The sequence below is a fragment of the Peribacillus glennii genome, assembly GCF_003429105.1.
In the GTDB taxonomy this organism is placed as follows: Bacteria; Bacillota; Bacilli; order Bacillales; family DSM-1321; genus Peribacillus; species Peribacillus glennii.
In genome coordinates this window covers 959,497-982,743 of sequence record NZ_QVTD01000003.1, presented here as the reverse complement: position 1 = coordinate 982,743, position 23,247 = coordinate 959,497, and the positions used below count along the sequence as shown (strand labels likewise).

The window sequence follows — 23,247 nt, the reverse complement described above, 5'->3', positions numbered from 1 at the left end:
AGGTGAAAAAAATTAATGGTTATCAAAAAGAACGCAGATTAAACCTGGCATTATAAAGACATCAACCATTTGAAAAGGTTATAATGATTTGGGAAAGTTTTATTATGAAGGTGAACCTATGAAACTGATTATTGCCGAAAAGCCCGACCAGGGGGCTGCTCTATCGAAGCAATTCAAAACGAAAAAACAACAGGGATATATTGAAATTTTGCCGAACGAGCTATTTCAAAAGGGGGCATATGTGACGTGGGCTGTGGGTCATTTGTGCCAGCTCGTTTCCCCTGAGACATACAGGCCTGAATGGAAAAAGTGGACACTTGATACGCTTCCGATCATCCCGGAACGGTTTCAATACGAAGTCACCAGATCGAAGGCAAAGCAATTTAACATTGTGCGCTCGCTCATCAGGAAACCGGAAGTGAACGAAATCATCCATGCTGGAGATGCAGGCCGGGAAGGTGAACTGATCATCAGGAATATCGTTAACCTGAGCGGTGCAAAAAAGCCGATGAGACGGCTTTGGATTTCATCTTTGACGCCCAAAGCCATCTATGAAGGCTTTCAAAACTTGTTGGATGAAGAAAAAACAAAGAGCCTTTTCTATGAAGCTTACACAAGGGCCTGCGCCGATTGGGTTGTAGGGATGAATGCCTCAAGGGTTTATAGTATTCTGCTGAAAAAGCGGGGGATGTCGGATGTGTTTTCTGCCGGCCGCGTGCAGACACCGACACTCGCCTTAATCGTCAAACGGGAGAAAGAAATTGAAGAATTTAAATCGGAGCCTTTCTGGGAAGTCATCGCCAGCTTTGATATTCAAGGGAAGAAGTTTGAAGGCAAATGGCATAAGGATAATGAGCCGCGCATTAAAGAAGAAGAAATGGCAAAAAAGATCGCCGCCTTTTGCAAGGATAAACCGGCAGTGATTTCTGATATTCAAAAGGAACGGAAGGAATTCCAGCCCCCGATGCTTTTCAATCTATCTTCCTTGCAGGCGACTGCAAATAAAATTTATAAGTTTTCACCTAAAAAAACATTGGATGTATTACAAAGTTTATATCAAAAAGGAATTGTGTCCTATCCGCGTTCCGATTCAAATTATGTTACAGAAGGAGAGGCAGAGACATTTCCTGATATTCTCCAAAAGCTTGGCAGCCTTCCTCAATATAAAGATTTATTCCCATTGCCGATTTCCACGCTGTTGAACAACAAACGCTATGTGAATGAAAAAAAAGTGACAGACCACTATGCCATCATCCCGACTGAACAAGTAAAAAATCCGGAGCAGCTTTCAGCAGATGAACAGAAAATTTATGATTTAGTAATCCGCCGCCTAATTGCGGCCCATTATAATCAGGCGATTTTCGATTATACAACGGTTAAAACACTTGTGGACAAAAGGGCAGAGTTTGTGTCAAAGGGTAAGCAGCAAATCCAGGAAGGCTGGCGGAAAGTAATTTATCAAAACGAGAAAGATGATGATGTCATATTGCCGATCCTTTCAGAGGGTGAAGAAGGGAAAGTTTCAAAGGTCCAGGTAAAAGAAGGCAAAACACAGCCGCCCAAACGTTATACAGAAGGGCAATTGATTACCTTGATGAAAACTGCCGGAAAGCACCTGGATAACGAAGAGCTGGAGAAAGTATTGATGAAGACGGAAGGCCTCGGGACTGAAGCAACCCGAGCCGGCATCATTACAATGTTGAAGGACAGAAAATATATAGATGTTAAGAAAAACCAAGTGTATGCAACTGATAAAGGAAAAGTGTTGATCAGCGCGATAGGCGATAAAATCCTGGCCTCGCCGGAAATGACCGCCAAATGGGAGAAGCGCTTAAAGGAAATTGGCGAAGGAAAGGCATCGCCCGCTGCGTTCATGGAGCAAGTAAAAAAGCTTTCAGCAAAAATCATTGATGACGCGAAGGTCATGTCACAGGAATGGAACTTCGAGGGATTGGACACAGAATCGATACAAGGAACAAAATCAAAAGGGTCGCTTGGAAAATCAATAGGAAAATGCAAGCTTTGTGATGGCACTGTCATTGATAAAGGCGATTTCTATGGCTGTTCCAACTATAAAAAAACAATGTGCAGCTTCACCCTGCCTAAAAAAATGCTAACCAAGAAAATATCGCAAACGAATATAAAGAAACTTCTTGAAAATGGAAGAACGGATTTAATAAAAGGGTTTAAAAAAGCCGACAAGACATTCGATGCCTTTTTGGAGTGGAATGAAGGGGACAAGCGGATCGGCTTTGCGTTTAAATAGATAGGGACAAGCCTGTAACGGCTTGTCCCTATTAGAATGATTGCCTATAAAACTCTTAGGGTTCTCAGGATCGGTTCGAGCATTCCCAATTGCAATATTAAGAATTCAGCATCCTGGCCTGCTGCTGTCAGCGGGCGGAGTGAAGGTTTTTTTGTAGAGCCGACTGTATTCGCCGATGTGAAGCCCGACATGCGGATTGCTCAGGAAGAAATCTTCGGTCCGGTGGGAGCCGTGCTGCCCTTTAAAAATGAAGATGATGTTATTGAAATGGCAAACAACACAATCTATGGTCTGGCTGCAGCGGTTTGGACCAAAGATTTAAAGCGCGGCCTTAGGCTGGCCCAGGAAATCCAGTCGGGAACAATTTGGGTTAATACCTACCAGGTTCTTACCCCGTCCGCTCCATTTGGAGGTTTCAAACAAAGCGGATTGGGACGAGAACTTGGCCCAAACGCATTAGACGCCTACCTCGAAACAAAATCAGTCATAGTCGACCTAAACGACCAACCGCTAACATTTTTCTAAAAGGGATCAGTCCCTCACCGTTGTAAAGCATTAAAACGATGGGGGTCAGTCCCCGATTCAGTAAAGCGTTAAAGCGGTGAGGGGCAGTTGCCCGAGCCAGTAAAGTTTGAAATGATGGGGGCCTGTTCTCCAATCCGGTAAAGCGTTTAAGTAGCGGGGAACAGACCCCGGAAGGAGGTTACATGATGCCAGTTGCTGAGGTAAAGATCACTTGGAATTTCACAAGAGGATATGGAAAGCATTAAGAGTGTGATCAATCCGCACAATGCTGATATAACGAAGGCGAATAGGCAGAGAAGGATTGTTGCTGTAGTTATGAAGCATGGCCTTGGCTACTTTTTAAGAGATGCAAGTATTTTCAGGCTGTTCCGGAAACGAAACCGATCTCCGGAGGAAAGTGAAAAGCTTCGGAAAATAGGAAGGCGCATGAGGATGGCGTTTGAGGAATTAGGTCCAACTTTCATTAAGCTCGGCCAGGTTTTGGTTACGAGGAATGATATTTTGCCGGAAGAAATTACGCAAGAGCTCGAAAATCTGCTCGATAAAGTACCGCCCATCCATTTTGACTATTGCAAATATATCCTGGAAAATGAACTTCCCGAAGGGCTTGATACCTTTGAATGGATTGACCCAGATCCTATCGGTTCAGCGTCACTTGCCCAGGTATATCGCGCCAGGCTAAAGACAGGGGATGAAGTTGCTGTAAAAGTGCTTCGTCCTACGGTTGAAAAATTATTTCAAACGGATATAAGCGTCATCAAAAAATGGACCGGGCGGCTTCAAAAGCAATTGCCGGTGGAAATGGCGGCTTCCCTTGATTTAAATGAGCTCGTAGCGGATTATTATAGCGGTTCGATGAATGAATTAAACCTGGAGAGAGAAGCACGGACAATGGATAGTCATCGCCAAAAGGCCGGCGAACGGTTTGAATGGCTTCGTGTAACTGAGGTGTATCATGCTACGAAAAATGTAATGGTTATGGAATTCGTTGACGGATGGACCATCAAAGACTTCCCGGTAGACTTTTATACATTTGAAGAACGCCTGCAGATCATGCTTGACTTAGCCCATTATTATATCGAATCCTACATGGATGGTGACTATCATGCAGATGCACACGGTTCAAACATCTTAATTTGTAAGAAAACGAGAAAAGCGGTGCCAATCGATTTTGGAATGGTCGGCAAAATGGATACGATGCATACGCAGGCAATTTTCCGGTTTTTGATGCACACGCGTTTAAACCAGGCAGAGGATGCGGCAGAATGTGCCATGGATGTAATCAGTCCGACGATTTATACGGATACGGTTAAATTAAGGGACCAATATCGTGCGATGTTTTTAAATTATGTAAACAGCACCCAGGCGGATAAGTATAACTGGGGGAGGCTGGTACTTGAACTTATCAATATTGGCATGATGAATTATTGTAAAATCCCGAACGGTTTGGCCCTTTGGGCGAAAGCCTTTTCTGCAATTGAAGGTACGGCAAGATGGATTTGTCCTGAGGTCTCGTACCATCATGTGGTTGAATCTGCGGACACGGCAGTAATGAAGGGAGTCATTGGCAGAAGGTTTAACTACCGGGCAAATGCCACGTGGATCACCGAGTTTGTTAAACTTTTCGGCACAATGCCGAGGAGAATCAATAAAATCCTCGAGCATTTTTATTACAACGATTTCCGCATGAACATGCAAATGAGGGTAGATAAACGGACAGCGAATATGGCCAATCAAATCATCAACCGGCTGGCATTGACGATGATCATATCGTCTATAATAATCGCCACCGGCCTGATCATGAGCAATATGCCGGAAGTGGAATTCTTCGGCTTGACGAAGCAAGCGGTCGCCAGCACCGGCCTTATGTTAGGTTTGATTATGGGTGTTTTCCTACTGTGGAGAATTTGGCGAACGTGAAAAACCAGGTCGCTGTTCTAGGCCAATTTTGGTCAGCTCTAGATATACGTGACCGTATAGGAGGGACAGCATGCAAAATGAGCAGGAAAAAAAGACAATGAAAGAGCGCATCCGTGCCTTTTACGCACAAAGCGGCGGCCCAAACAATCCCCAGATTGAGAGGATTATTGAAAAGCATTTGCTGGACGGAAAAGACCATGGTGTCCCATGCAAAAGGGAGACATTTAAAGATGCGGTGCGCGACGTATTCCTAGATGACTACTCAACGAAAGATATCGTTATGTGGCTTTTGAAGACGAAGTATGATATCAGCGATAGATGGTACGAGCTGGTAAACGGAAGATCTGCAGATTTGATTGCGGCTGCAAAGGAGTTTACCGGCGATGAATCGAGGCTGAACCAAATCGAAGACCGGCTTATGAGAGTGGAAGAAAATCTAAACAGGCTCATTTCCTATATGGAACATACTAACGGCAAGAAAGAAGCAACTGTAAACGCATCCTTCTTAAACCAAGCAGAGAACATCTAAGGTTGCTGGCAAAGCCATTCAAAGTGACCACATACCGGACCGGACTAGCCCGGACAACAGCACCAAAAAGCCAGGTGGGGCAGCTGCCCCCGCTGGCTTCCCGATGGTTTGCACCTATTAAATGATCCCCTGGCGAATCGCTATTGCAATGGCATGGGTACGGTTGTGCGCTTCCAGTTTTCTCATAATCTCAGACATATAATCACGGACAGTATATTTGCTTAAAAACAATTGATCCGCGGCTTCATCGATGGTCTTCCCATCGGCCATAAGCCGTAATATCTCTATTTCCCTGCTCTTAATAGGGGATTTGCCTGGAGCAGTGAGTGTATTTTCAAGATTGGTAGAATATTTGGAAAGGATTTCACCCGCATGCTGTCCGAATTTTGTGATAACTGACAGGACTGTATTGGAAACCTCAAATGTTTTCCCTTCACCCTGATCCAGAAAAACGCCACCCCAGATCTTATTGCTCGAAGGGCTGTAAATCGGTGCCAGGACAATCGATTTCAAGTCAAATTGCTTTACGAATTTTTCAGGGAGGATGATCTCAGCATTATGGACATATACCGGTTGTACATGTGTCATGGTCTTTTTGATTTGGGGAAGGTTATTTAATTTTTCAGTAATGCTTCGGATATGATTTGAATCGATCTTATGGCCCATCACACCTATGCCAATCTCTTCCCCGTTTTCTGCCTCCGCATAATAAAATAGTGCAGCACGCTGGAATGGCAAATAATTAGCGAAACCGCTTACAACTTTATCGACTGCTTCTTCAAAATTCCGCGCGAGCATGATCCATTCATCAAACAGGATCAACGAATCCTTCCATTCATTTTTTACCTGCATATTCTGGTATACATGTTCATTTTGTTGCAAAAGCTGCAAAGACAAGGTAAAGAATGGTTTTATATCTTCACCTTCCGTTTTATTCATGCAAAATAAATAAGTATCCGTTCCGGCTGTCAAAGGAAAAATTTCCAAATCGTCAAGCGGGGCTGTATAGTTTAATAATCGCAGGATGCCGTCGGATAAAAGATTCAATGACGGGCCCTGCAGTGTCATTATCATATCTTTCCATGTATCATCAATGACAAGCTTGTGATGGGAAGTAAAATTCATGATTCGGTAACCCTTTTTATTGCTGGCGACTTTGGCTGCCCATAAAAAAGGGTTCTCTTCTTTTTGAAACAAATGGGATACAAAAAAATCCACATTCTTAATCTCTGACTTGGTTTCAGAGAGAAAACATTGGGCAATTAATGAAAAAAAATGCTGGATGGATTGGTGGATATGAAACTCAACACTGTTATGCGTCCCGATTACCTTATGGATGGCATTCTCGAGCATCGTGAAAATCAATATGAGTTTTTGGGAGTTGAAGCTTTGTTCCGTCTTTTCTTCCCACTCGGCTTGCAATTTCATGAAAGTGGGGTCTACTTCATCTGAATAGAAACCTGGAAGATACTCCCAAAACAATTCCGGGACTAAAAATAAATATTTCTGCTGTTCGGGATCTGGCTCTATCATCGATTTGTTTTGGTTGATGCGGTAAAAGACGTAATCCCACTCTTTTTGAATATCCGTCTCATGGGCCTTTATGATGGAAGCAGCTTGCTGAATCAGGTGATTCATCTGGTTTTTCATCGAAACGATCAAGCACACCACTCACCTTTTTATCAAAAACGCAATTGAATACCAGAATTTTCCATTATTAGTATAAGGATAGTACCAGATGAAAATGGCGTCAAGTGAAATATAACCCAATTGAAATTAGGGAATTACGAATGTAATATGGCAGTTTGGCGTTTTAAACACGTGCACGCAATACGTTTCTTGTTTCAATCCTTGCATTATAGTAATATTTTAATGATAGGGATTTGAAATGGAGGATGCGCCAATGCCTACACCGAGCATGGAGGACTACATAGAACAAATATATTTACTTATAGAAGAAAAAGGGTATGCCCGCGTTTCCGACATCGCCGAAAACCTGTCTGTACATCCCTCCTCCGTCACTAAAATGGTTCAAAAACTGGACCATGAAAAATACTTGATTTATGAAAAATACCGGGGGCTCATCCTGACACCCACCGGCAAAAAGATAGGAAAACGCCTGGTGTACCGCCATGAATTATTGGAGCAGCTGCTTCAAATCATCGGCGTAAAGGAAGAGAACGTTTATCAGGATGTTGAAGGAATCGAACATCATCTCAGTTGGGATGCGATTGACCGAATAGGGGACTTGGTGCAGTTTTTCAATGATTCACCGAAAAGGATAGAGGAACTGAGAGCCATCCAAAAACAAAATGAAGCCGAGGAATGAGCCGAAATGTACGGCTTATTTTTACACTTTTAGGAAGTATGTCTAGGCAGCCCTGATGTTCAGGCGACGTAGTGCCAAGTTTAGGTATAAAGTATACGGCAGAACACAGAGGCTAAGTGCGCCACATCCTGTGAGAATGTTCGTGTGAGCCACATTCTGTGGGGTAAATTCGCCATTTCAAGGCTCGCCAACGGCGAGTTTTCTTTATTGCCCGGGGCGCAGGAAATTTTACTAAATAGTTGCAGGCGGCATATAATACAGGCAAAGTGGGTTTATGGGAGATTTGGATATCTTGAAGATTGCCAGCAGTCTTCTCCCCTCTTGTATGTAAAAAAATATTATTTACTGGTTTTTAAATAAAAGGAGGAATTGTAATGGCAGCCCAGAAAATCACAAAAGAGGAAGAAATCAAGCTTCCAGTCTTCAATAGTCACCTTGATGCAGTGAAACATTTTAAAAATAAGTACGGCGATGATTTCGTGTTAAAAAGCCAGGGTGAAAAAAATGGAGAGAAAATATACATTTATGTCCTGTTATTGGATAAGGAAGCTTTTAAAGAGGGCCAGGAAAAGCTTGCGCGGTTTGAAATGGTTCCGCCTGAATTCACTAACAGTTTTCAGTCTATCGAAATAATGGAAAATGGGGATTTACGTATTGCTTATTGATGTTGAATAAAGATAGAAAACTAGCCGAGCTGGCGAACTTTTGGCAAAAACGAATATAGAGGTGTATTTAGCCTATGTTCTGCTAAAAAAACAACCTTGCCGAATTAATTGGCTAAGGTTGTTTTTGCTTATGTGGCTATATTAGCTACTCACGCTGTAGCAGGGCCTTTAGTCCCATTCATATGGTGTTTCCTGGTAAACGTAATAATTCAGCCAGTTGGAGAATAATAAACTCGCATGGCTTTTCCAGCGGTAAACCGGTTTTTTATCAGGATCGTCACCGGGAAAGTAGTTTTTAGGGACCGATATCGGAGCTCCCTTTTGCAGATCACGATGGTATTCTGTTGAGAGTGTGTCCGCATCATATTCCAGATGGCCTGTGACCATGATTTTTTTCCCGTCTTTTGAAGAAATTAATAATATCCCTGCCTGTGGGGATTTGGAGACGACCATTAGGTCATCATGGTTTTCCAGCTTTTCCACATCAATGTCTGTATGCCTCGAATGCGGTGCGAGAAAGATTTCATCAAAACCTCGTACAACCTTGGTGTTTGGCAAGAGCACCTCATGCTCAAAAACGCCAAAACATTTTTGTGGAAGCGAATGTTTTTCAATCCCGTAATGGTGAAACAGCGCTGCCTGGGCACCCCAGCAAATGTGTAATGTAGATGTTACGTTGTTGCTTGTCCAATCCATTATTTCCTTCAGTTCGTCCCAATAATCCACTTCTTCGAATTCCAGTTTTTCCACTGGGGCACCGGTGATGATCATGCCGTCGAACTTTTTATTCTTTACATCGGAAAAAGTTTTGTAAAACTGGTCAAGATGAAGCCGGCTTGTATTTTTTGATTCATGAGATGTTAACCGCATGAATGAGATATTTACCTGAAGCGGAGTGTTCCCGAGAAATCTCAGAAGCTGGGCCTCGGTTTTTTCCTTTTCGGGCATCAGGTTTAAAATAATAATATTTAAAGGACGGATATCCTGGCTGATTGCACGGTCTTCGTCCATTACGAATATATTTTCATTCACCAGTATTTCTTTGGCAGGCAGTTGTGCTGGTATTTTTATCGGCATCCATGGACCCCCTTTTTTTAATATTCAAAATTGCATTATGTCCATTATATATAAATTGGCAGACAGCCGCATCATTTTTGAAAAATTATTGCAAATTCTCTTTACACACAAGGTAACGTGATAAAATGTTTATAGTTCAAGCGAGAGGCGGAGACACAACGATGAAGCAGAAAGCGTCAATCAAAAGCGATATTGAAATTGCTCTTGGTTCCGAGATGAAAAATATTAAGGACATAGCTGAAAAAATAGGCATCGGTGAAGATGATCTCGAGTTTTATGGCAAATATAAGGCAAAGCTCTCTTTTGATATCCTTCACAAATTAAAGACCAAGGAAGATGGGAAGCTCATTCTTGTAACCTCCATTAATCCGACAAAGGCCGGTGAAGGTAAGTCCACGGTCACGGTCGGCCTGGGGGATGCGTTGAATAAAATCGGCAAGAATGCAATGATTGCCTTACGGGAACCTTCGCTCGGCCCTGTGATGGGCCTGAAAGGCGGTGCAGCCGGCGGAGGTTATGCCCAAGTATTGCCAATGGATGAAATCAATTTGCATTTCACCGGTGACATTCATGCGATCACAACCGCAAATAATGCGCTGGCTGCTTTAATTGACAATCATCTTCAGCAAGGAAATGAATTGCAGATTGACCCAAGAAGAATCGTTTGGAAGCGGGTCCTGGATATGAACGATCGTGCCCTCAGGAATGTAGTGGTCGGACTGGGGGGACCCGCCCATGGCATTCCAAGGGAGGATGGATTCGATATCACTGTTGCTTCAGAAATCATGGCGGTTTTATGCCTGGCTGAAGACCTTGAGGATTTAAAGGCGCGTCTTGCAAGAATCGTTGTTGCATATGATTATCGCCAAAACCCGGTGACCGTCGGTAATCTGCGAGTTGAGGGCGCCTTGACACTACTGCTTAAAGACGCTGTGAAGCCAAACCTGGTACAGACAATCGAGCACACACCAGCACTTATCCATGGAGGGCCCTTTGCAAACATTGCACACGGTTGCAACAGCGTAATCGCCACCAAGGCTGCCCTGAAACTTGCCGATTTTGTTGTCACTGAATCGGGCTTTGGCGCAGATCTTGGGGCCGAGAAATTTTTACATATCAAAGCAAGAAATGCGGGGATTAAGCCTGAAGCAGTTGTTATCGTAGCGACGATCCGGGCTTTAAAAATGCATGGGGGTTTGAACAAGGAAGAGCTTGGGGATGAGGATCTGGCGGCACTTCAGGCCGGCTTTGAAAATCTGCGGAAGCATATTGAAACGATTGATGGGTTCGGGCTTCCGTTCGTGGTTGCATTAAACCGGTTCAGCACAGACAGCAGCCAGGAAATCTCCCTTTTTGAAAAGCTCTGTAATCAAGATGGCATCCCTTTTGCGATGTCAGAAGTGTGGGAAAAAGGCGGCCAGGGCGGTGTGCATTTGGCGGAGACGGTTATAAAAGCGATTGAAAATAATAAAAAAACCTTTGAGCCGCTATACAGCTTGTCTGACACACTGGAAGAAAAAATAAATATCATTGCCCGCAAAGTTTATGGTGCTGCAGGCGTAGAATTCAGTTCGCAAGCGAAGTCACAGCTCCTTCAATTCGACAGGCTGGGCTGGTCCCGTTTTCCTGTCTGTATGGCAAAAACCCAATATTCCCTTTCAGACGATCCTTCAAAGCTCGGTCGTCCTGAAGGGTTTGTGATAGCAGTTAGGTCTTTAAAGCCGTCCGTCGGCGCTGGATTCATCGTTGCTTTGACTGGAGACATCATGACGATGCCCGGCCTCCCGAAAAAGCCTGCTGCCATGAATATGGATGTGGATGAAACAGGAAATGCGACAGGCCTTTTCTAAAGTTGCCGGGAAAACCAAATGATTGTTTACAATACTTGCATAGGGGAACCTGTAGTTTGGCAACATGGAGGTGATATACGCAATGTTCGATCCTACGGCATTTGAAAATATGAAAGTGGTTTTGGAAGGCGCCCTATATGATAAAGAATTTAGTGGTGAAGCGGTAGTTACGAACAGAAGGGACATCGTAAACCTGTCCAGCCTCTCCAGGCAATATGAAATAGAAATGGCCCTTTCTAAAGAAACCCCCATAAGGGCTGGGATTACCTTGCAGGCGAATATTGAGAATCTTGCATCAGAGCTTTTGCCAGACCCAGGAATGGAAATTCAATCAAAGGCAGGATGCATTGTATCTGTATCTTTTACCCTTCCCTTTCACTTAGAAAAGGAAAATGCCGCAGAATTGATTGGTTCGCTCGAAGCAATTTGGGGTAAAAAAAGAACCATCACGATTACAAGCTGTGCAGAATATTCCAATAAGTCTATGCTTCCTCCCTTTTCCCGGGCTGCCGTTTCTTTTGGCAGGCTGGTCACGGAAGAACAAATGGATGATTTGCTCAAAATGGCAGATTTCATGGCGGATTCGCTTTCCATGCTTGAAGCACTGGAGGTTGCACGTTAATAGGGAGTCTTCCTGATAAATGAAAAATGTAATCTAAAAAAAGGGGAGTGGCACAAGGAAGATGTCTGTTTATGATTTTGAAGCTAAGAAGATTGATGGCGAAGTAGTTTCTTTGAACGTTTTTAAAGGGGATGTGCTTTTGATCGTCAACACCGCGAGCAAATGCGGATTTACTCCTCAATATGACGACCTTCAAAGCCTGTATCAAAAATACAAAGACAAAGGCCTTACCGTACTAGGCTTTCCCTGTAACCAGTTCCTCGGCCAGGAGCCGGGTGATGAGTTGGAAATTGACTCTTTTTGCAGGTTGAATTATGGAGTGACGTTCCCGATGTTTGCAAAGGTGGATGTAAAAGGCAAGGAGGCGCATCCCTTATTCGAATATTTGACGGAAAACGCACCCGGCGTGATGGGTTCAAAAGCGATTAAGTGGAATTTCACAAAATTCTTGGTTGACAAAGAAGGTAATGTGGTAAGGAGATATGCGCCTCAGACGAAGCCATTCGAAATAGAAAACGATATAAAGGAACTTCTTAAGCTGTAACCCATACCCTTCTTATGAAGGGTTTTTTTGACAGAACAAGAAGGGGTAAAAATTTCCTTTTTACATAAATCAGAACACAGACTACATGCGCCACCTCCATATGTCTATGCCTTGTGACCTCCCTTCAGCCCCGGATAGGCCTCTGTTTGCTCCTTCATAAAGGCTTGCCAATCGATGAGTTTTCTAATTTTTAAGATTCATGTAAAAAGGAATATAGTTGTCTGGTACCGAAATATATATGGAATATCATGCAAAAGGGGGAGGGCTCACCCATGCGGGAAAAAATAGCCTGGATCACAGACAGCACAGGCTTTCTGGATGAGGAACTTAAAAAAAATCCGGATGTTTATGTGGTTCCGATGGTAGTCATTATAAATGGAAGAGAATATGAAGACGGTGTGGATTTAAGCCCTGACCAACTTTTTAGGTATATGAGGGAAGACAAGGTCATACCGACTACATCCCAGCCATCCGTAGGCACCTTTGCAGAATTATTTAGAAAACTTGAACCTCACTATGACCGCATTGTTTCCGTCCATGTTTCAAGCTCCCTAAGTGGTACAGTGGCTTCCAGCAGGCAGGCGGCTGAATTGGTTTCGATACCGGTCCATATATTTGACTCATTGCTTATTTCTTTTCCCATGACGCTTCTGTTAAAAAAAATCATGCGGGATTTGGAAAGCGGTTACCCGATTGAAGAAGCATTTATAAGGGCGGCCAGGTACAGGGATTCCAATGAAACATATGTATTGATAGGCAGTCTTGAACAGTTGCATCGCAGCGGCAGGCTTTCCGGCACACAGTATTTGCTTGGAAGCGTACTGAATGTTAAACCGATTATTTCTCTGGAAAAAGGGGCCCTTGCCACAAAAACGAAGGCCAGGAGTGAAAGGAAAGCCGGGCAGGTAATTTTAAAGTTTTTCCTTGAATCTTGTAAAAAAGGAAAAGTAACTGATTGCACCATCTTATACGGTTCATCACCGGAGCAAACAGAAAGCTTTAGGGAGGCGATTCTTGCAGAAAATCCAGATGTCATTATCCACATCTACCCGCTTGGGACAGCAATTGGTGTACACGCTGGAGAAAAAACGGTTGGATTAAGCTGGTTTCAGGATCCATAATAGATGGCACGATCACTTATTTAGGGAATGGGCTTAAGATAAGTGATCTTTTTTGTGTGGACATCCTGAAGTTAAGGCTCTTCCCACCATTATTATGTTAATTTACCTTAATACAAACCCGTTTGATTTCAAGGATTTGGGAGTGTAACTCATGCTGGTTTTACCGGGTGCAATCCCTGAAAAATTCCGTCTATCAGGCAAACTCGTGTTAAAATAGAAATGAGTATACTGAAGGAGAAATGGAATGAATCAATTTTACATAGATATGGCCCAAGCATTTGTTAAAAAACAACTTGGTTATGATACTTCCGGCCATGATTGGTATCATATCGACAGGGTAAGGAAGCTTTCCTTGCGTTTAGCACGGACAGAAAATCAAGGGGATCTTTTCGTGATTGAAATGGCCGCTCTTCTGCATGACATACCTGACAGTAAATTGCATCAATCAGAGGATGAAGGATGGCAAATACTCCGGGAGTGGTTTTCAGAAATAAAATTGCCGGAAGAAACGGAGAAGGCCGTTACGGATATCATCTCGACGATTTCTTTTAGCGCTTTCATTGACGAACTTCCATCAATAGAGGCAAAAATTGTGCAGGATGCGGATCGGCTTGATGCAATTGGTGCTATTGGAATTGCAAGGACCTTTGCATACGGTGGAAAAAAAGGACAAGCAATCTATGATCCGGACATTGAAGCCCGGAAGAATATGACAAAGCAGGATTATCGGTCCGGGAAGAGCTCTTCCATACATCACTTTTACGAGAAACTGCTAAAATTAAAAGGAATGCTGCATACCAAAACAGCCAAAAAAATGGCCGCCGAGCGGCATGAATATATGGAAATATTTTTACAGCAATTTTACAAAGAATGGGATGTTACAGAATGAAAGTGTTCAGAATAGAGAATCTTGAGAAAATACAGGGTGAAAAGCTGCTTTTTAAGGATATTTCTTTTTCCATAACAGAAGGAGATAAAATCGGGATTATTGGAGTCAACGGAACCGGCAAGTCAACATTGCTGAATATAATCGCGGGGCTTGAGGAAAGTGACCGGGGAGCGGTGGACCATCCTAAGGATTATACCATTTCATACTTATCCCAGGCACCGGTATTTGATGAAGGGCTTTCGGTGTTGGAATATTTGTTTGCAGCCGAAACCCCTATTTTTTCTTTAATAAAGGATTATGAACAAACGCTGTTGGTGCTCCAGGAACACCCTGAAGACACAAATGTGCAGGAGCGCCTGTTAAAGCTGCAGCAATCCATGGACGAAACCAATGGCTGGGATACAAATGCCAATGCGAAAACGATCCTTACGAAACTGGGGCTTTACGATTTCTCTAAAAAGCTCTCCGAGTTGTCAGGCGGTCAAAAGAAAAGGGCTGCGCTCGCGAGGACACTTATCGAAAATCCGGATTTGCTGATCCTTGATGAGCCTACCAACCATTTAGATTACGAAAGCATTACCTGGCTGGAAGACTATCTCGCAAAATACCAGAAATCCGTACTATTTGTCACACATGACCGCTATTTCCTGGATAACGTGTCAAGCAAGATATGGGAGCTTACACAGGGAAACTTGTTTGAATACAAGGGGAACTATGCGGATTTTCTGGAAAGCAAGGCCGTACGCGAAGAAAATGAAACCGTGCAGCGGGCAAAGAAGGAAAGCTTGTTCAAGAAGGAATTGGCCTGGATCAGAACGGGGGCAAAGGCGCGAACCACAAAGCAGAAGGCTAGAATCCAGCGTTTTGAGTCGCTGGAAGATGATGTAAAAAACAAAAAGACAGCTGATAACCTTGAAATCGAGTTAAGCGGTTCAAGACTTGGTAAAAAGGTGCTGGAGCTGAAGGAGATTTCAAAATCGTTTGGCGGCCAGCCTATTTTGAAACATTTCTCATTCCTGTTCAAGCCGGGAGACCGAATCGGCATTGTTGGCAATAACGGTACCGGCAAGTCGACCCTTTTAAATATTCTTTCCGGAAGGACGGGTATAGATGAGGGTGAAATCGAAACAGGGCAGACTGTTAAGCTCGGGTACTATACCCAGGAGAATGAAGACATGGATGAAAACTTGCGAATGATCGAGTATATTCGGGAAACCGCGGAATCAATCACTCTAAAGGATGGAAGCTATATTTCAGCCGCCCAAATGCTGGAGCGCTTCCTGTTTCCGATGAATACCCATGGAACACCTATCCGCAAGCTTTCCGGCGGGGAAAAACGCCGGCTTTATTTACTGAAGATCTTAATGTCTGCCCCCAATGTCCTGCTTTTGGATGAGCCGACAAATGATCTTGATACCCAAACTCTTACCGTTTTGGAGGATTATTTAGAGTCCTTCAGAGGCGTGGTCATCACCGTATCGCATGACCGCTATTTCCTTGATAAGGCATGCAGGCAGCTTTTGGTTTTTAAAGGAGAATGCCATATTGATTTCTATTTCGGCCAGTTTTCGGAATTCCTGGAGGAATCAAAGGCCGGGGCAGCTGCTGCGGTGAGTCCAAAGCCGGCTCCTGCAACTGCCGATTCCGGGAATGAGAATAAAAAGAAGAAAAAGCTAACTTATAAAGAAAATAAGGAATGGGAAGAGATAGAAGGCAAAATGCAGGAAATAGAAGATCGGCTTAAGGGGGTCTCCTCGGAAATGGCCGGTGCGGGGAGTGACTATGTTAAAGTAAAGGAACTCTCTGATGAAGAAGCCGAATTGAATGATAAGCTGGAAGAATTGATGGAGCGCTGGGCTTATTTGGCTGACAAAGTGGAAGGATGATGAATAGAGCTGCAGGGAAGAAGCAACCTTGCAGCTCTTTTTTTGTGAAAGGAAGTTTAAATTCTATAAAAGGGAGTTAAGCCGTGTTTTTCTAACAGGAAAACGGGAAACATGATTTTAAAAAAACACTATGATAAAATCAAAGCTAAAGTCCTTGATACACGTAAAAGGAGAGAGCATTTTTGGATATAAAGTCAATTGAACCAACACCAAGCCCGAATACGATGAAAATAAATCTTACCCAGGAGCTTCCGTCCGGTAAAAGCAATAATTATAAGAAAGACAATGCTGATGCTGCACCTGAAGTGATTAAAGAGATCCTCCAAATTGACGGGGTGAAAGGCGTCTATCATGTCGCTGACTTCCTCGCTGTTGAAAGGAATTCTAAATTCGACTGGAAAGAAATCCTCATAAAAGTCCGCAAGTGCTTTGGAGAGGATACCAGCAAAGAAAAAGGTGAAAATACAATGCTCGACCACTATGGCGAGGTTTTTGTATTAATACAGCAGTTTAAGGGGATTCCGATGCAAATTAAAATGAATGACGGGATAACGGAAAAGCGGTTTGGCCTGCCTGATCATTTTGCAAAGGCAGTCTCTGACGCACAACTTCCTGACGACAATGTGGTCATTTTGAGAAAATGGAAGGATTATGGCGTGCGTTATGGCGATATGGATGCCATTGGTGCGGAAGTTGCGGAAGAATTGATTGCCGCCTATCCAAAGGAGCGTTTGGAGAGCCTGGTTGAAGCTGCACAAAACAGTGATAAAAAGGGTCCGGTCATTAAAAGAGGCAAGATTAAACTTACTGAAGCGATGCTTGGCGAAGAAGATTGGGAAAAGCGTTATCAGGCTCTTGAACAAATGGATGACCCAACAACCGAAGATATCCCCATGCTGGAAAAAGCACTGGATGACCCTAAAGTTTCCATCAGAAGGCTTGCTGTCGTTTATTTGGGGATGATTGAAGACAACAGCGTCCTGCCGGCCCTTTATAAGGGTTTGAATGATAAAAATCCGGCCGTCAGAAGAACCGCGGGAGATTGTTTGTCAGATCTCGGATTTCCTGAAGCAATGGATGAAATGGCAAAAGCGCTGTCCGATAAAAACAAGCTGGTCAGATGGAGAGCGGCGATGTTTTTATTTGAATCCGGTGATGAAAGCGTCCTGCCTGCATTAAAGAAGGCAGAAAACGATCCCGAATTTGAGGTAGCGATGCAGGTTAAGATGGCAATCGAGCGCATTGAGACCGGTGAAGCGGCCAAAGGATCCGTTTGGAAACAGATGACCGAATCGCGCCAGCAATAAAAAAAGCGGAAGCGCCCTACAGAGGAACGTCGACTAACATCTGCAAGGTGCTGTGCATCGAAGCTGGAAGCTGGCCGTGTCCGCCAGCTCCTGTGGCAACGTCGGCACTAGCAAATCGTTGTACGTCGAACCCAGACATTGAAACACTGTTGAAAACTTTAAACTTTTTTGTCTTTTTAAAAAGAATGACGATGGCTTCCAAACCAAGCTTTGGAAGCCATTTTTTTCTATAATTGTCCAATATTTTATCTTGAAAAAATATTATTTTTAAAATTATAAGAAAATTGTTGAAAATGTGCGTAAAGTTTTCTATATTGAAAAGAAAACATGAGGAGGCACTAGGATAATGACGAAAGACTTAAGAATACGCAGCAAGGTCATCAGTGAAGGGGAAACAAGGGTCCCGAACCGGGCGATGCTGCGAGCTGTCGGTTTCACTGATGAAGATTTCAAAAAACCGATGATTGGGATTGCAAGCACTTGGAGTGAAGTAACTCCATGTAATATACATATTGATGAATTGGCAAGAAAAGCGAAGGCAGGGGCCCGCGAAGCCGGAGGAGCCCCGATGATTTTCAATACAATCACTGTTTCTGACGGGATTTCCATGGGTACGGAAGGTATGCGCTATTCCTTGCCAAGCCGTGATTTGATCGCTGACTCCATCGAAACGGTGGTTGGCGGTGAAAGCCTTGATGGATTCGTAGCGATTGGCGGCTGTGACAAAAATATGCCAGGCTGTATGATGGCGATTGCGCGTATGAATTTGCCGGCTGTTTTTGTATACGGCGGCACGATAAAGCCAGGGAAACTAAAAGGGAACGATGTTGATATCGTCTCTGCATTTGAAGGCGTAGGGCAATATAATGCAGGCGCCATTGATCGGGAAGAGCTGCACCAAATAGAATGCCATGTTTGTCCTGGAGCCGGGTCATGCGGCGGCATGTATACAGCCAACACGATGGCAAGCGCGATTGAAGCGTTGGGGATGAGCCTGCCGGGAAGCTCTTCAAATCCAGCCGAAACGGATGAAAAACATGATGATTGCTTCCGTTCTGGACAAGCGGTGTATAACCTTCTTGAAAAAGATATTTATCCGCGGGATATCTTAACGAAGAAGGCATTCGAAAATGCGATTACTGTCGTCATGGCCCTTGGAGGTTCAACAAATGCCATCCTTCACTTAATGGCAATTGCCCATTCTGCCGAGGTGGATTTATCGCTGGATGATTTCAACCGCCTGCAAAAGAAGGTGCCTCATATTGCAGACCTTAAGCCAAGCGGAAAATACGTGATGCAGGACTTGCATAACATTGGCGGAGTGCCTGCCGTCATGAAGCTGTTATTGAAGGAAGGCTACTTGCACGGAGACTGTTTGACTGTTACAGGCAAAACAGTTGCGGAGAATTTAGAGGAGTTCCCGGATCTAACGGAAGGACAAAAAATCATCTCGCTTGACCAGCCGAAAAGAGAAGATGGGCCCCTTGTCATCCTGAAAGGGAATCTTGCACCTGAAGGAGCAGTTGCAAAAGTTTCCGGTTTGAAAGTAACATCATTAACAGGCCCTGCCAAGGTTTTTGATGATGAGCCAAGCGCTACTGAGGCAATTTTAAACGATGAGATTCAACCAGGTGATGTCCTGGTCATCCGTTATGAAGGGCCAAAGGGCGGCCCAGGAATGCCAGAGATGCTTTCCATCTCTGGTATCCTTGTCGGAAAAGGACTCGGTGAATCCGTTGCCTTGCTGACCGATGGACGTTTTTCAGGCGGTACCCACGGCCTTGTAATCGGACATATCGCTCCGGAGGCTCAGGTAGGCGGCCCGATCGGGCTCATAAGAACAGGTGACACCGTCACGGTTGACGCAGATGCACAGGAGCTATCCGTACACCTGTCCGACGAAGAGCTGCAAGCCCGCAAGCTGGATTGGAAGGCGCCGCCGCTTCATGCAAGGGGGCAGCTTGCTAAATATGCTAGATTGGTATCTTCCGCATCCCGTGGTGCGGTAACGGATTGGTTTGAAGAAGAAAAGGCGAAGGAACGAACAGAAGTTAAGAATTCATGATTAACTGCCCGGCGGGAATCAATAACCCCGCCGGGTTCTTTTTTCTTGAAATTATTTATTGGAAGCGTGTCTTTTGCACAATAATAACCACATATAGTATTCTAACACTACCAATGTAATAACTGGAGGGATCTTTCATGTCAATGGCATATGAAGAATATATGAGACAAATGGTAAAACCGATGCGCCAGGAACTGGTGCAGGCTGGCTTTGATGAATTGACGACAGCAGAACAAGTGGAAAAGTATATGGAGAATGCCGAGGGCACAACACTGGTTGTGGTTAATTCAGTTTGCGGATGTGCTGCAGGCCTTGCCCGGCCGGCTGTAACGCAGGCCGTTCTTCGTTCGGAAAAGAAACCTGACCATCTTGTAACGGTCTTTGCAGGACAGGATAAAGAAGCCACAGCCAAAATGCGCGAATATTTTGAGGGATATGAGCCTTCTTCGCCTTCCATGGCCCTCTTAAAAGGGAAGGAAGTCGTCCACTTCATCCCGCGCCATGATATAGAAGACCATTCCATGGAAACAATCATGGAAAATCTGCTAACCGCTTTCGAAAAACAAGCATAATAAAGCATACATTATGGGGGAGAATGCCGCAGAGGCATTCTCCTTTGTACTAAAAGAGGAGACCTGATATGTTTGTGACCACCGCCGGAAGGGCAGATCCAGAATCGATTGCAAAAGCAAGACAAACAGCCGCACAATTACAGATTTCTTATATCCCGCGGCTGAAGCGTTCCGTTACACAGCTGCAGAAGATTTATGGCGGGGATTGCCTGGTTGTCGGCAAGGATCGGCTTGACTTATATAAAGAATTCCGTCAGGAGCCTTTTTTCTTTCATCCGAATGTCGCCATGCTCAGGATTAAAAGGCTGCTTAAAGGAGAAGAGGACCCTTACATTAGTGCTTCGGGCCTCCAAAGCGGCTCCACGGTCCTGGATTGTACACTGGGTTTGGGTGCGGATGCTGTCGTTGCCAGCTTTGTAACCGGAGTGAACGGGAAAGTATGTGGAATTGAAGAGAATCCGCTGCTTGCTTATATTGTCAAAAACGGGCTCGAGACTTATCATTCAGGCACAAAGGTGATCGATCAGGTTTTAAGGAGGATAGAGGTAACAACCTCCAGCCATCTTGACGTGTTAAAGACATGCGATGACAACAGCTTTGATGTTGTTTATTTTGATCCTATGTTTGAAGAAAGCATCACCGAATCCAACGGAATTAGGCCATTGACATACTTTGCGTCCGCCAATGATTTAACAGAAGAAATTATCGGGCATGCCAAACGGGTGGCAAGACAAAGGATTGTTCTGAAGGATCATTTTCGAAGCCAAAGGTTCGGGAGATTCAGCTTTCAGGTAATTGTCCGCAAGACATCAAAATTCCACTTCGGTTATATAGAAGCATAGCCTATTAAGAAAAGCGGAAGCTCCCTATTTTAAGAAACCAGTGGAACGCCGGCATCCGTACTTCCGTGTACGTCGTAGCCAGAATTAATGCATGTAGAAATTTTATAGTTTCGTCTCCTAGTATAAAAAAGGGCAGGACTCTGGTTACAGAGCCTGCCCTTACAATATTTAGTAATCTTCCTCGTTCAATCCGGAAGCTTTTCCTTCCCGGCTGGAATCCGCTGCGCCAAACAGGGTGCCATCTCCAGGGTTAATTTGGATCCCCTGTACATTCCCGATCGGGTGAGGAACGTCATTAAAGGCAAAGCCCATTGATTCCAGGTGCCCTTTTGCAGTCATGTCCATGCCCGCTTCCCATTCGATATGCGGCCCCATTGGAGTGAAAATGCGTGGTTCTTCAATGGCATCCTTCAGGTTCATTTTAAAATCAAGCACATTGATAATCGTTTGGGATACAGAGCTGATGATAGTCGGCCCTCCTGGCGATCCAAGCGTTAGGACCGGCTCCCCATCTTTGAAAATAATGGTAGGGCTTTTACAGCTTACCGGCCGTTTTCCCGGTTCAACCTGGTTCATGCCACCAGGAACAGAATCAAAGTCGGTTAGCTCATTATTCAAAACAAATCCATATTCCGGTACCACGATGCCTGAACCGAAAGGATGTTCAACAGTCGACGTGCATGCGACAATATTTCCCCATCTATCATGAACGGTAAAGTGGGTTGTTTCGCTCCTTTCGGGTTCTTCAGGCTGCCGGACAACATCCCATTGTTTCACAGTATCGTATTTCCAAGGGTTCCCGAAATCAATTTTTGAATTCCTTGCGTTGAAATCAATGAACTTTCTCCGCTCGGCAAGATAGTCTTTATGGAACAGGCCCTTTAATGGCAGGTCTGCAAATTCAGCATCTGCAAAGAATGCTTTTTTATCCGTAAAAGCTAGTCTCATTGCTTCGGCAATCAGGTAGTATTTTTCCCATGACCTCACATCGTATTGTTCGAGTTGGAAATCTTCGAGAATTTTAAGGATTTGAAGGACCGTGAAACCCCCGGCGCTCGGTGAATAGGAAGATGCGATATCATAGCCCTTATAAGTGCCCCACATAGGCTCGTCCACTGTGATTCGATAATCGGCAAGGTCAGATAATTCCATGAAACCGCCAAGTTCTTTCAAAACGTTGATGATTCCCACGCCGATTTCTCCGCCGTAAAACGCGTCTATCCCTTTTCTCTGAAGGATGCGGTAGGTGTTTGCAAGCTTTTCCTTCTTAAGGATTTCTCCTTCCCGGATTCTCCTGCCGTTTGGCGCGAAGAGAACCATCGCTTCATCGCCTAGCCGGTAATGGAAGTTCTCCAGCGCGTCCGATAAAACCCAATTGACCGCCACACCCTTTTCGGCAAACTCTATCGATGGCTCGATCAACTCAGCCAGCGTCTTTGAACCGTAAGCCTTCCTGGCCTCGTCCATCGCTTTCAAAATCCCTGGAATCCCAATTGCAGTGGCACTGGTCGAGCGCTTCCTGAACGGGATCACTTCTTTTTTTTCGTCTAAAAACATTTCAGGATAAGCCGCTTTAGGCGCCCTTACATGTCCATCAAAGATCTTCACTTCATCTTTTTCTTTATTGTAAACCATCATAAAACCGCTGCCGCCAATTCCGGTCATCATCGGTTCTACAACGTTCAAGGCAAATTGGATCGCGATGGCCGCATCCACTGCATTGCCGCCATCTTTTAGGATTTTTTCTCCGATATCTGTAGCGATCGGATGGGGTGTCACCACCATTCCCGCGTTTCCAGTAGCTGTTTCTCTCTCATAATCGCTATTCTTTGACCGTCCAAGGTATTCTTTTTTTTCGATAGCCATGTATAAACCCTCCTCGAAATCTTCGATTTTCTATTATAGGTGGAAAGTATGGAAATATTTTGAGATTCAACATTTAAAGAAAGAAAACCTTGTCTAATGACAAGGATTCAAAGTGTTGATTTTATCATTTTTCCCTAATCGGCAAATGACAAGTAAACGAAATACATCAACATTAAAATGCTGAGAATGGTGATTGCTACAGACCATTCCATTGCTGCCCCTCCCTTGGTAATAGGCTTTGTTATCATACTAGTATGGAATTGATATTTTTATTCTTATACATTTAAAATCTTTTCCGGATGAAAATCTTCGATATGAAGGGGGCATGTCTTTCATTAAAATAACTAGTCTTTTTTTAACCTCTTTTAAACT

At 44.1% G+C, this 23,247-nt stretch carries 20 protein-coding genes; 16 read left to right on the top strand and 4 right to left on the bottom strand.

Going from position 1 to position 23,247, the window contains the following annotated elements:
* Nucleotides 1-118 precede the first annotated feature (118 nt).
* The 4 genes from D0466_RS06195 (at nucleotide 119) to D0466_RS06180 (ending at nucleotide 5,240) form a co-directional block, all read left to right on the top strand.
* Complete coding sequence (locus D0466_RS06195) at nucleotides 119-2,266, top strand: DNA topoisomerase III (RefSeq protein WP_117321651.1); 2,148 nt, start codon at nucleotides 119-121, stop codon at nucleotides 2,264-2,266.
* Nucleotides 2,267-2,302: 36 nt separating this feature from the next.
* Nucleotides 2,303-2,791: an aldehyde dehydrogenase family protein gene (locus tag D0466_RS06190; protein WP_117321650.1), complete on the top strand. Its 489-nt coding sequence runs from the start codon at nucleotides 2,303-2,305 to the stop codon at nucleotides 2,789-2,791.
* A gap of 231 nt (nucleotides 2,792-3,022) precedes the next feature.
* Nucleotides 3,023-4,711: an ABC1 kinase family protein gene (locus tag D0466_RS06185; protein ID WP_117321649.1), complete on the top strand. Its 1,689-nt coding sequence runs from the start codon at nucleotides 3,023-3,025 to the stop codon at nucleotides 4,709-4,711.
* A gap of 70 nt (nucleotides 4,712-4,781) precedes the next feature.
* Entirely contained in the window at nucleotides 4,782-5,240 is a 459-nt protein-coding gene (locus D0466_RS06180; protein ID WP_117321648.1) for a hypothetical protein, read from the top strand.
* 117 nt (nucleotides 5,241-5,357) lie between these two features.
* Here D0466_RS06180 and D0466_RS06175 read toward each other — a convergent pair whose 3' ends face one another.
* The gene (locus D0466_RS06175) at nucleotides 5,358-6,878 is read right to left on the bottom strand and encodes a helix-turn-helix transcriptional regulator (protein WP_233522552.1); all 1,521 of its coding nucleotides are present in this window, start codon (nucleotides 6,876-6,878) and stop codon (nucleotides 5,358-5,360) included.
* Between the two features lie 265 nt (nucleotides 6,879-7,143).
* Here D0466_RS06175 and mntR point away from each other — a divergent pair, with 265 nt between their 5' ends.
* Together mntR and D0466_RS06165 are read left to right on the top strand one after the other, a co-directional pair.
* Nucleotides 7,144-7,569, top strand: coding sequence for a transcriptional regulator MntR (gene mntR, locus D0466_RS06170; RefSeq protein WP_117321646.1), 426 nt, complete (start codon nucleotides 7,144-7,146; stop codon nucleotides 7,567-7,569).
* Between the two features lie 374 nt (nucleotides 7,570-7,943).
* Nucleotides 7,944-8,234 (top strand): hypothetical protein, encoded by a 291-nt coding sequence (locus D0466_RS06165; RefSeq protein WP_117321645.1) that lies wholly within the window; start codon nucleotides 7,944-7,946, stop codon nucleotides 8,232-8,234.
* A 168-nt stretch (nucleotides 8,235-8,402) separates the two neighbouring features.
* Here the strand turns inward: D0466_RS06165 and metA are convergent, their stop codons facing one another.
* A complete protein-coding gene (gene metA, locus D0466_RS06160; protein WP_117321644.1) occupies nucleotides 8,403-9,311 on the bottom strand; it encodes a homoserine O-acetyltransferase MetA in 909 nt (302 codons plus the stop codon).
* 161 nt (nucleotides 9,312-9,472) lie between these two features.
* Between metA and D0466_RS06155 the strand changes: the two genes are divergently transcribed.
* The 7 genes from D0466_RS06155 (at nucleotide 9,473) to D0466_RS06125 (ending at nucleotide 17,530) form a co-directional block, all read left to right on the top strand.
* Nucleotides 9,473-11,161: a formate--tetrahydrofolate ligase gene (locus D0466_RS06155; RefSeq protein ID WP_117321643.1), complete on the top strand. Its 1,689-nt coding sequence runs from the start codon at nucleotides 9,473-9,475 to the stop codon at nucleotides 11,159-11,161.
* A gap of 82 nt (nucleotides 11,162-11,243) precedes the next feature.
* Nucleotides 11,244-11,783, top strand: a complete 540-nt coding sequence (locus D0466_RS06150) for a hypothetical protein (RefSeq protein ID WP_117321642.1) — start codon at nucleotides 11,244-11,246, stop codon at nucleotides 11,781-11,783.
* A 61-nt stretch (nucleotides 11,784-11,844) separates the two neighbouring features.
* On the top strand, nucleotides 11,845-12,327 hold the full coding sequence (locus tag D0466_RS06145; RefSeq protein ID WP_117321641.1) for a glutathione peroxidase: 483 nt from the start codon (nucleotides 11,845-11,847) through the stop codon (nucleotides 12,325-12,327).
* Between the two features lie 272 nt (nucleotides 12,328-12,599).
* Complete coding sequence (locus D0466_RS06140) at nucleotides 12,600-13,448, top strand: DegV family protein (protein ID WP_117321640.1); 849 nt, start codon at nucleotides 12,600-12,602, stop codon at nucleotides 13,446-13,448.
* A gap of 244 nt (nucleotides 13,449-13,692) precedes the next feature.
* The gene (locus tag D0466_RS06135; RefSeq protein ID WP_117321639.1) at nucleotides 13,693-14,337 is read left to right on the top strand and encodes an HD domain-containing protein; all 645 of its coding nucleotides are present in this window, start codon (nucleotides 13,693-13,695) and stop codon (nucleotides 14,335-14,337) included.
* Nucleotides 14,334-16,223: an ABC-F family ATP-binding cassette domain-containing protein gene (locus D0466_RS06130; protein WP_117321638.1), complete on the top strand. Its 1,890-nt coding sequence runs from the start codon at nucleotides 14,334-14,336 to the stop codon at nucleotides 16,221-16,223. The genes D0466_RS06135 and D0466_RS06130 overlap by 4 nt, the downstream gene beginning before the upstream one ends.
* A 182-nt stretch (nucleotides 16,224-16,405) precedes the next feature.
* A complete protein-coding gene (locus D0466_RS06125; RefSeq protein WP_117321637.1) occupies nucleotides 16,406-17,530 on the top strand; it encodes a conserved virulence factor C family protein in 1,125 nt (374 codons plus the stop codon).
* A gap of 16 nt (nucleotides 17,531-17,546) precedes the next feature.
* On the opposite strand, the gene D0466_RS22835 is transcribed toward D0466_RS06125, so the two are convergent.
* The gene (locus D0466_RS22835) at nucleotides 17,547-17,771 is read right to left on the bottom strand and encodes a hypothetical protein (protein ID WP_117321636.1); all 225 of its coding nucleotides are present in this window, start codon (nucleotides 17,769-17,771) and stop codon (nucleotides 17,547-17,549) included.
* 105 nt (nucleotides 17,772-17,876) lie between these two features.
* On the opposite strand from D0466_RS22835, the gene ilvD reads away from it, so the two are divergent.
* The 3 genes from ilvD (at nucleotide 17,877) to D0466_RS06105 (ending at nucleotide 21,009) form a co-directional block, all read left to right on the top strand.
* The gene (gene ilvD, locus D0466_RS06115; protein ID WP_117321635.1) at nucleotides 17,877-19,595 is read left to right on the top strand and encodes a dihydroxy-acid dehydratase; all 1,719 of its coding nucleotides are present in this window, start codon (nucleotides 17,877-17,879) and stop codon (nucleotides 19,593-19,595) included.
* A gap of 137 nt (nucleotides 19,596-19,732) precedes the next feature.
* Nucleotides 19,733-20,167 carry a BrxA/BrxB family bacilliredoxin gene (locus D0466_RS06110; RefSeq protein ID WP_117321634.1) on the top strand — a complete coding sequence of 145 codons (435 nt, stop codon included), beginning with the start codon at nucleotides 19,733-19,735 and terminating at the stop codon, nucleotides 20,165-20,167.
* Between the two features lie 68 nt (nucleotides 20,168-20,235).
* Nucleotides 20,236-21,009, top strand: coding sequence for a class I SAM-dependent methyltransferase (locus D0466_RS06105; protein ID WP_117321633.1), 774 nt, complete (start codon nucleotides 20,236-20,238; stop codon nucleotides 21,007-21,009).
* Nucleotides 21,010-21,177: 168 nt separating this feature from the next.
* On the opposite strand, the gene ggt is transcribed toward D0466_RS06105, so the two are convergent.
* Nucleotides 21,178-22,875 (bottom strand): gamma-glutamyltransferase, encoded by a 1,698-nt coding sequence (gene ggt, locus D0466_RS06100; RefSeq protein WP_233522551.1) that lies wholly within the window; start codon nucleotides 22,873-22,875, stop codon nucleotides 21,178-21,180.
* Between the last annotated feature and the right edge of the window lie 372 nt (nucleotides 22,876-23,247).

Excerpts from the sequence above, each read along its gene's own strand:
- D0466_RS06195 (WP_117321651.1), top strand. The coding sequence starts at position 119 with ATGAAACTGATTATTGCCGAAAAGCCCGACCAGGGGGCTGCTCTATCG.
- D0466_RS06190 (WP_117321650.1), top strand. The coding sequence starts at position 2,303 with ATGATTGCCTATAAAACTCTTAGGGTTCTCAGGATCGGTTCGAGCATT.
- D0466_RS06185 (WP_117321649.1), top strand. The coding sequence starts at position 3,023 with ATGGAAAGCATTAAGAGTGTGATCAATCCGCACAATGCTGATATAACG.
- D0466_RS06180 (WP_117321648.1), top strand. The coding sequence starts at position 4,782 with ATGCAAAATGAGCAGGAAAAAAAGACAATGAAAGAGCGCATCCGTGCC.
- D0466_RS06175 (WP_233522552.1), bottom strand. The coding sequence starts at position 6,878 with ATGAATCACCTGATTCAGCAAGCTGCTTCCATCATAAAGGCCCATGAG.
- mntR (WP_117321646.1), top strand. The coding sequence starts at position 7,144 with ATGCCTACACCGAGCATGGAGGACTACATAGAACAAATATATTTACTT.
- D0466_RS06165 (WP_117321645.1), top strand. The coding sequence starts at position 7,944 with ATGGCAGCCCAGAAAATCACAAAAGAGGAAGAAATCAAGCTTCCAGTC.
- metA (WP_117321644.1), bottom strand. The coding sequence starts at position 9,311 with ATGCCGATAAAAATACCAGCACAACTGCCTGCCAAAGAAATACTGGTG.
- D0466_RS06155 (WP_117321643.1), top strand. The coding sequence starts at position 9,473 with ATGAAGCAGAAAGCGTCAATCAAAAGCGATATTGAAATTGCTCTTGGT.
- D0466_RS06150 (WP_117321642.1), top strand. The coding sequence starts at position 11,244 with ATGTTCGATCCTACGGCATTTGAAAATATGAAAGTGGTTTTGGAAGGC.
- D0466_RS06145 (WP_117321641.1), top strand. The coding sequence starts at position 11,845 with ATGTCTGTTTATGATTTTGAAGCTAAGAAGATTGATGGCGAAGTAGTT.
- D0466_RS06140 (WP_117321640.1), top strand. The coding sequence starts at position 12,600 with ATGCGGGAAAAAATAGCCTGGATCACAGACAGCACAGGCTTTCTGGAT.
- D0466_RS06135 (WP_117321639.1), top strand. The coding sequence starts at position 13,693 with ATGAATCAATTTTACATAGATATGGCCCAAGCATTTGTTAAAAAACAA.
- D0466_RS06130 (WP_117321638.1), top strand. The coding sequence starts at position 14,334 with ATGAAAGTGTTCAGAATAGAGAATCTTGAGAAAATACAGGGTGAAAAG.
- ilvD (WP_117321635.1), top strand. The coding sequence starts at position 17,877 with ATGACGAAAGACTTAAGAATACGCAGCAAGGTCATCAGTGAAGGGGAA.
- D0466_RS06110 (WP_117321634.1), top strand. The coding sequence starts at position 19,733 with ATGTCAATGGCATATGAAGAATATATGAGACAAATGGTAAAACCGATG.
- D0466_RS06105 (WP_117321633.1), top strand. The coding sequence starts at position 20,236 with ATGTTTGTGACCACCGCCGGAAGGGCAGATCCAGAATCGATTGCAAAA.
- ggt (WP_233522551.1), bottom strand. The coding sequence starts at position 22,875 with ATGGCTATCGAAAAAAAAGAATACCTTGGACGGTCAAAGAATAGCGAT.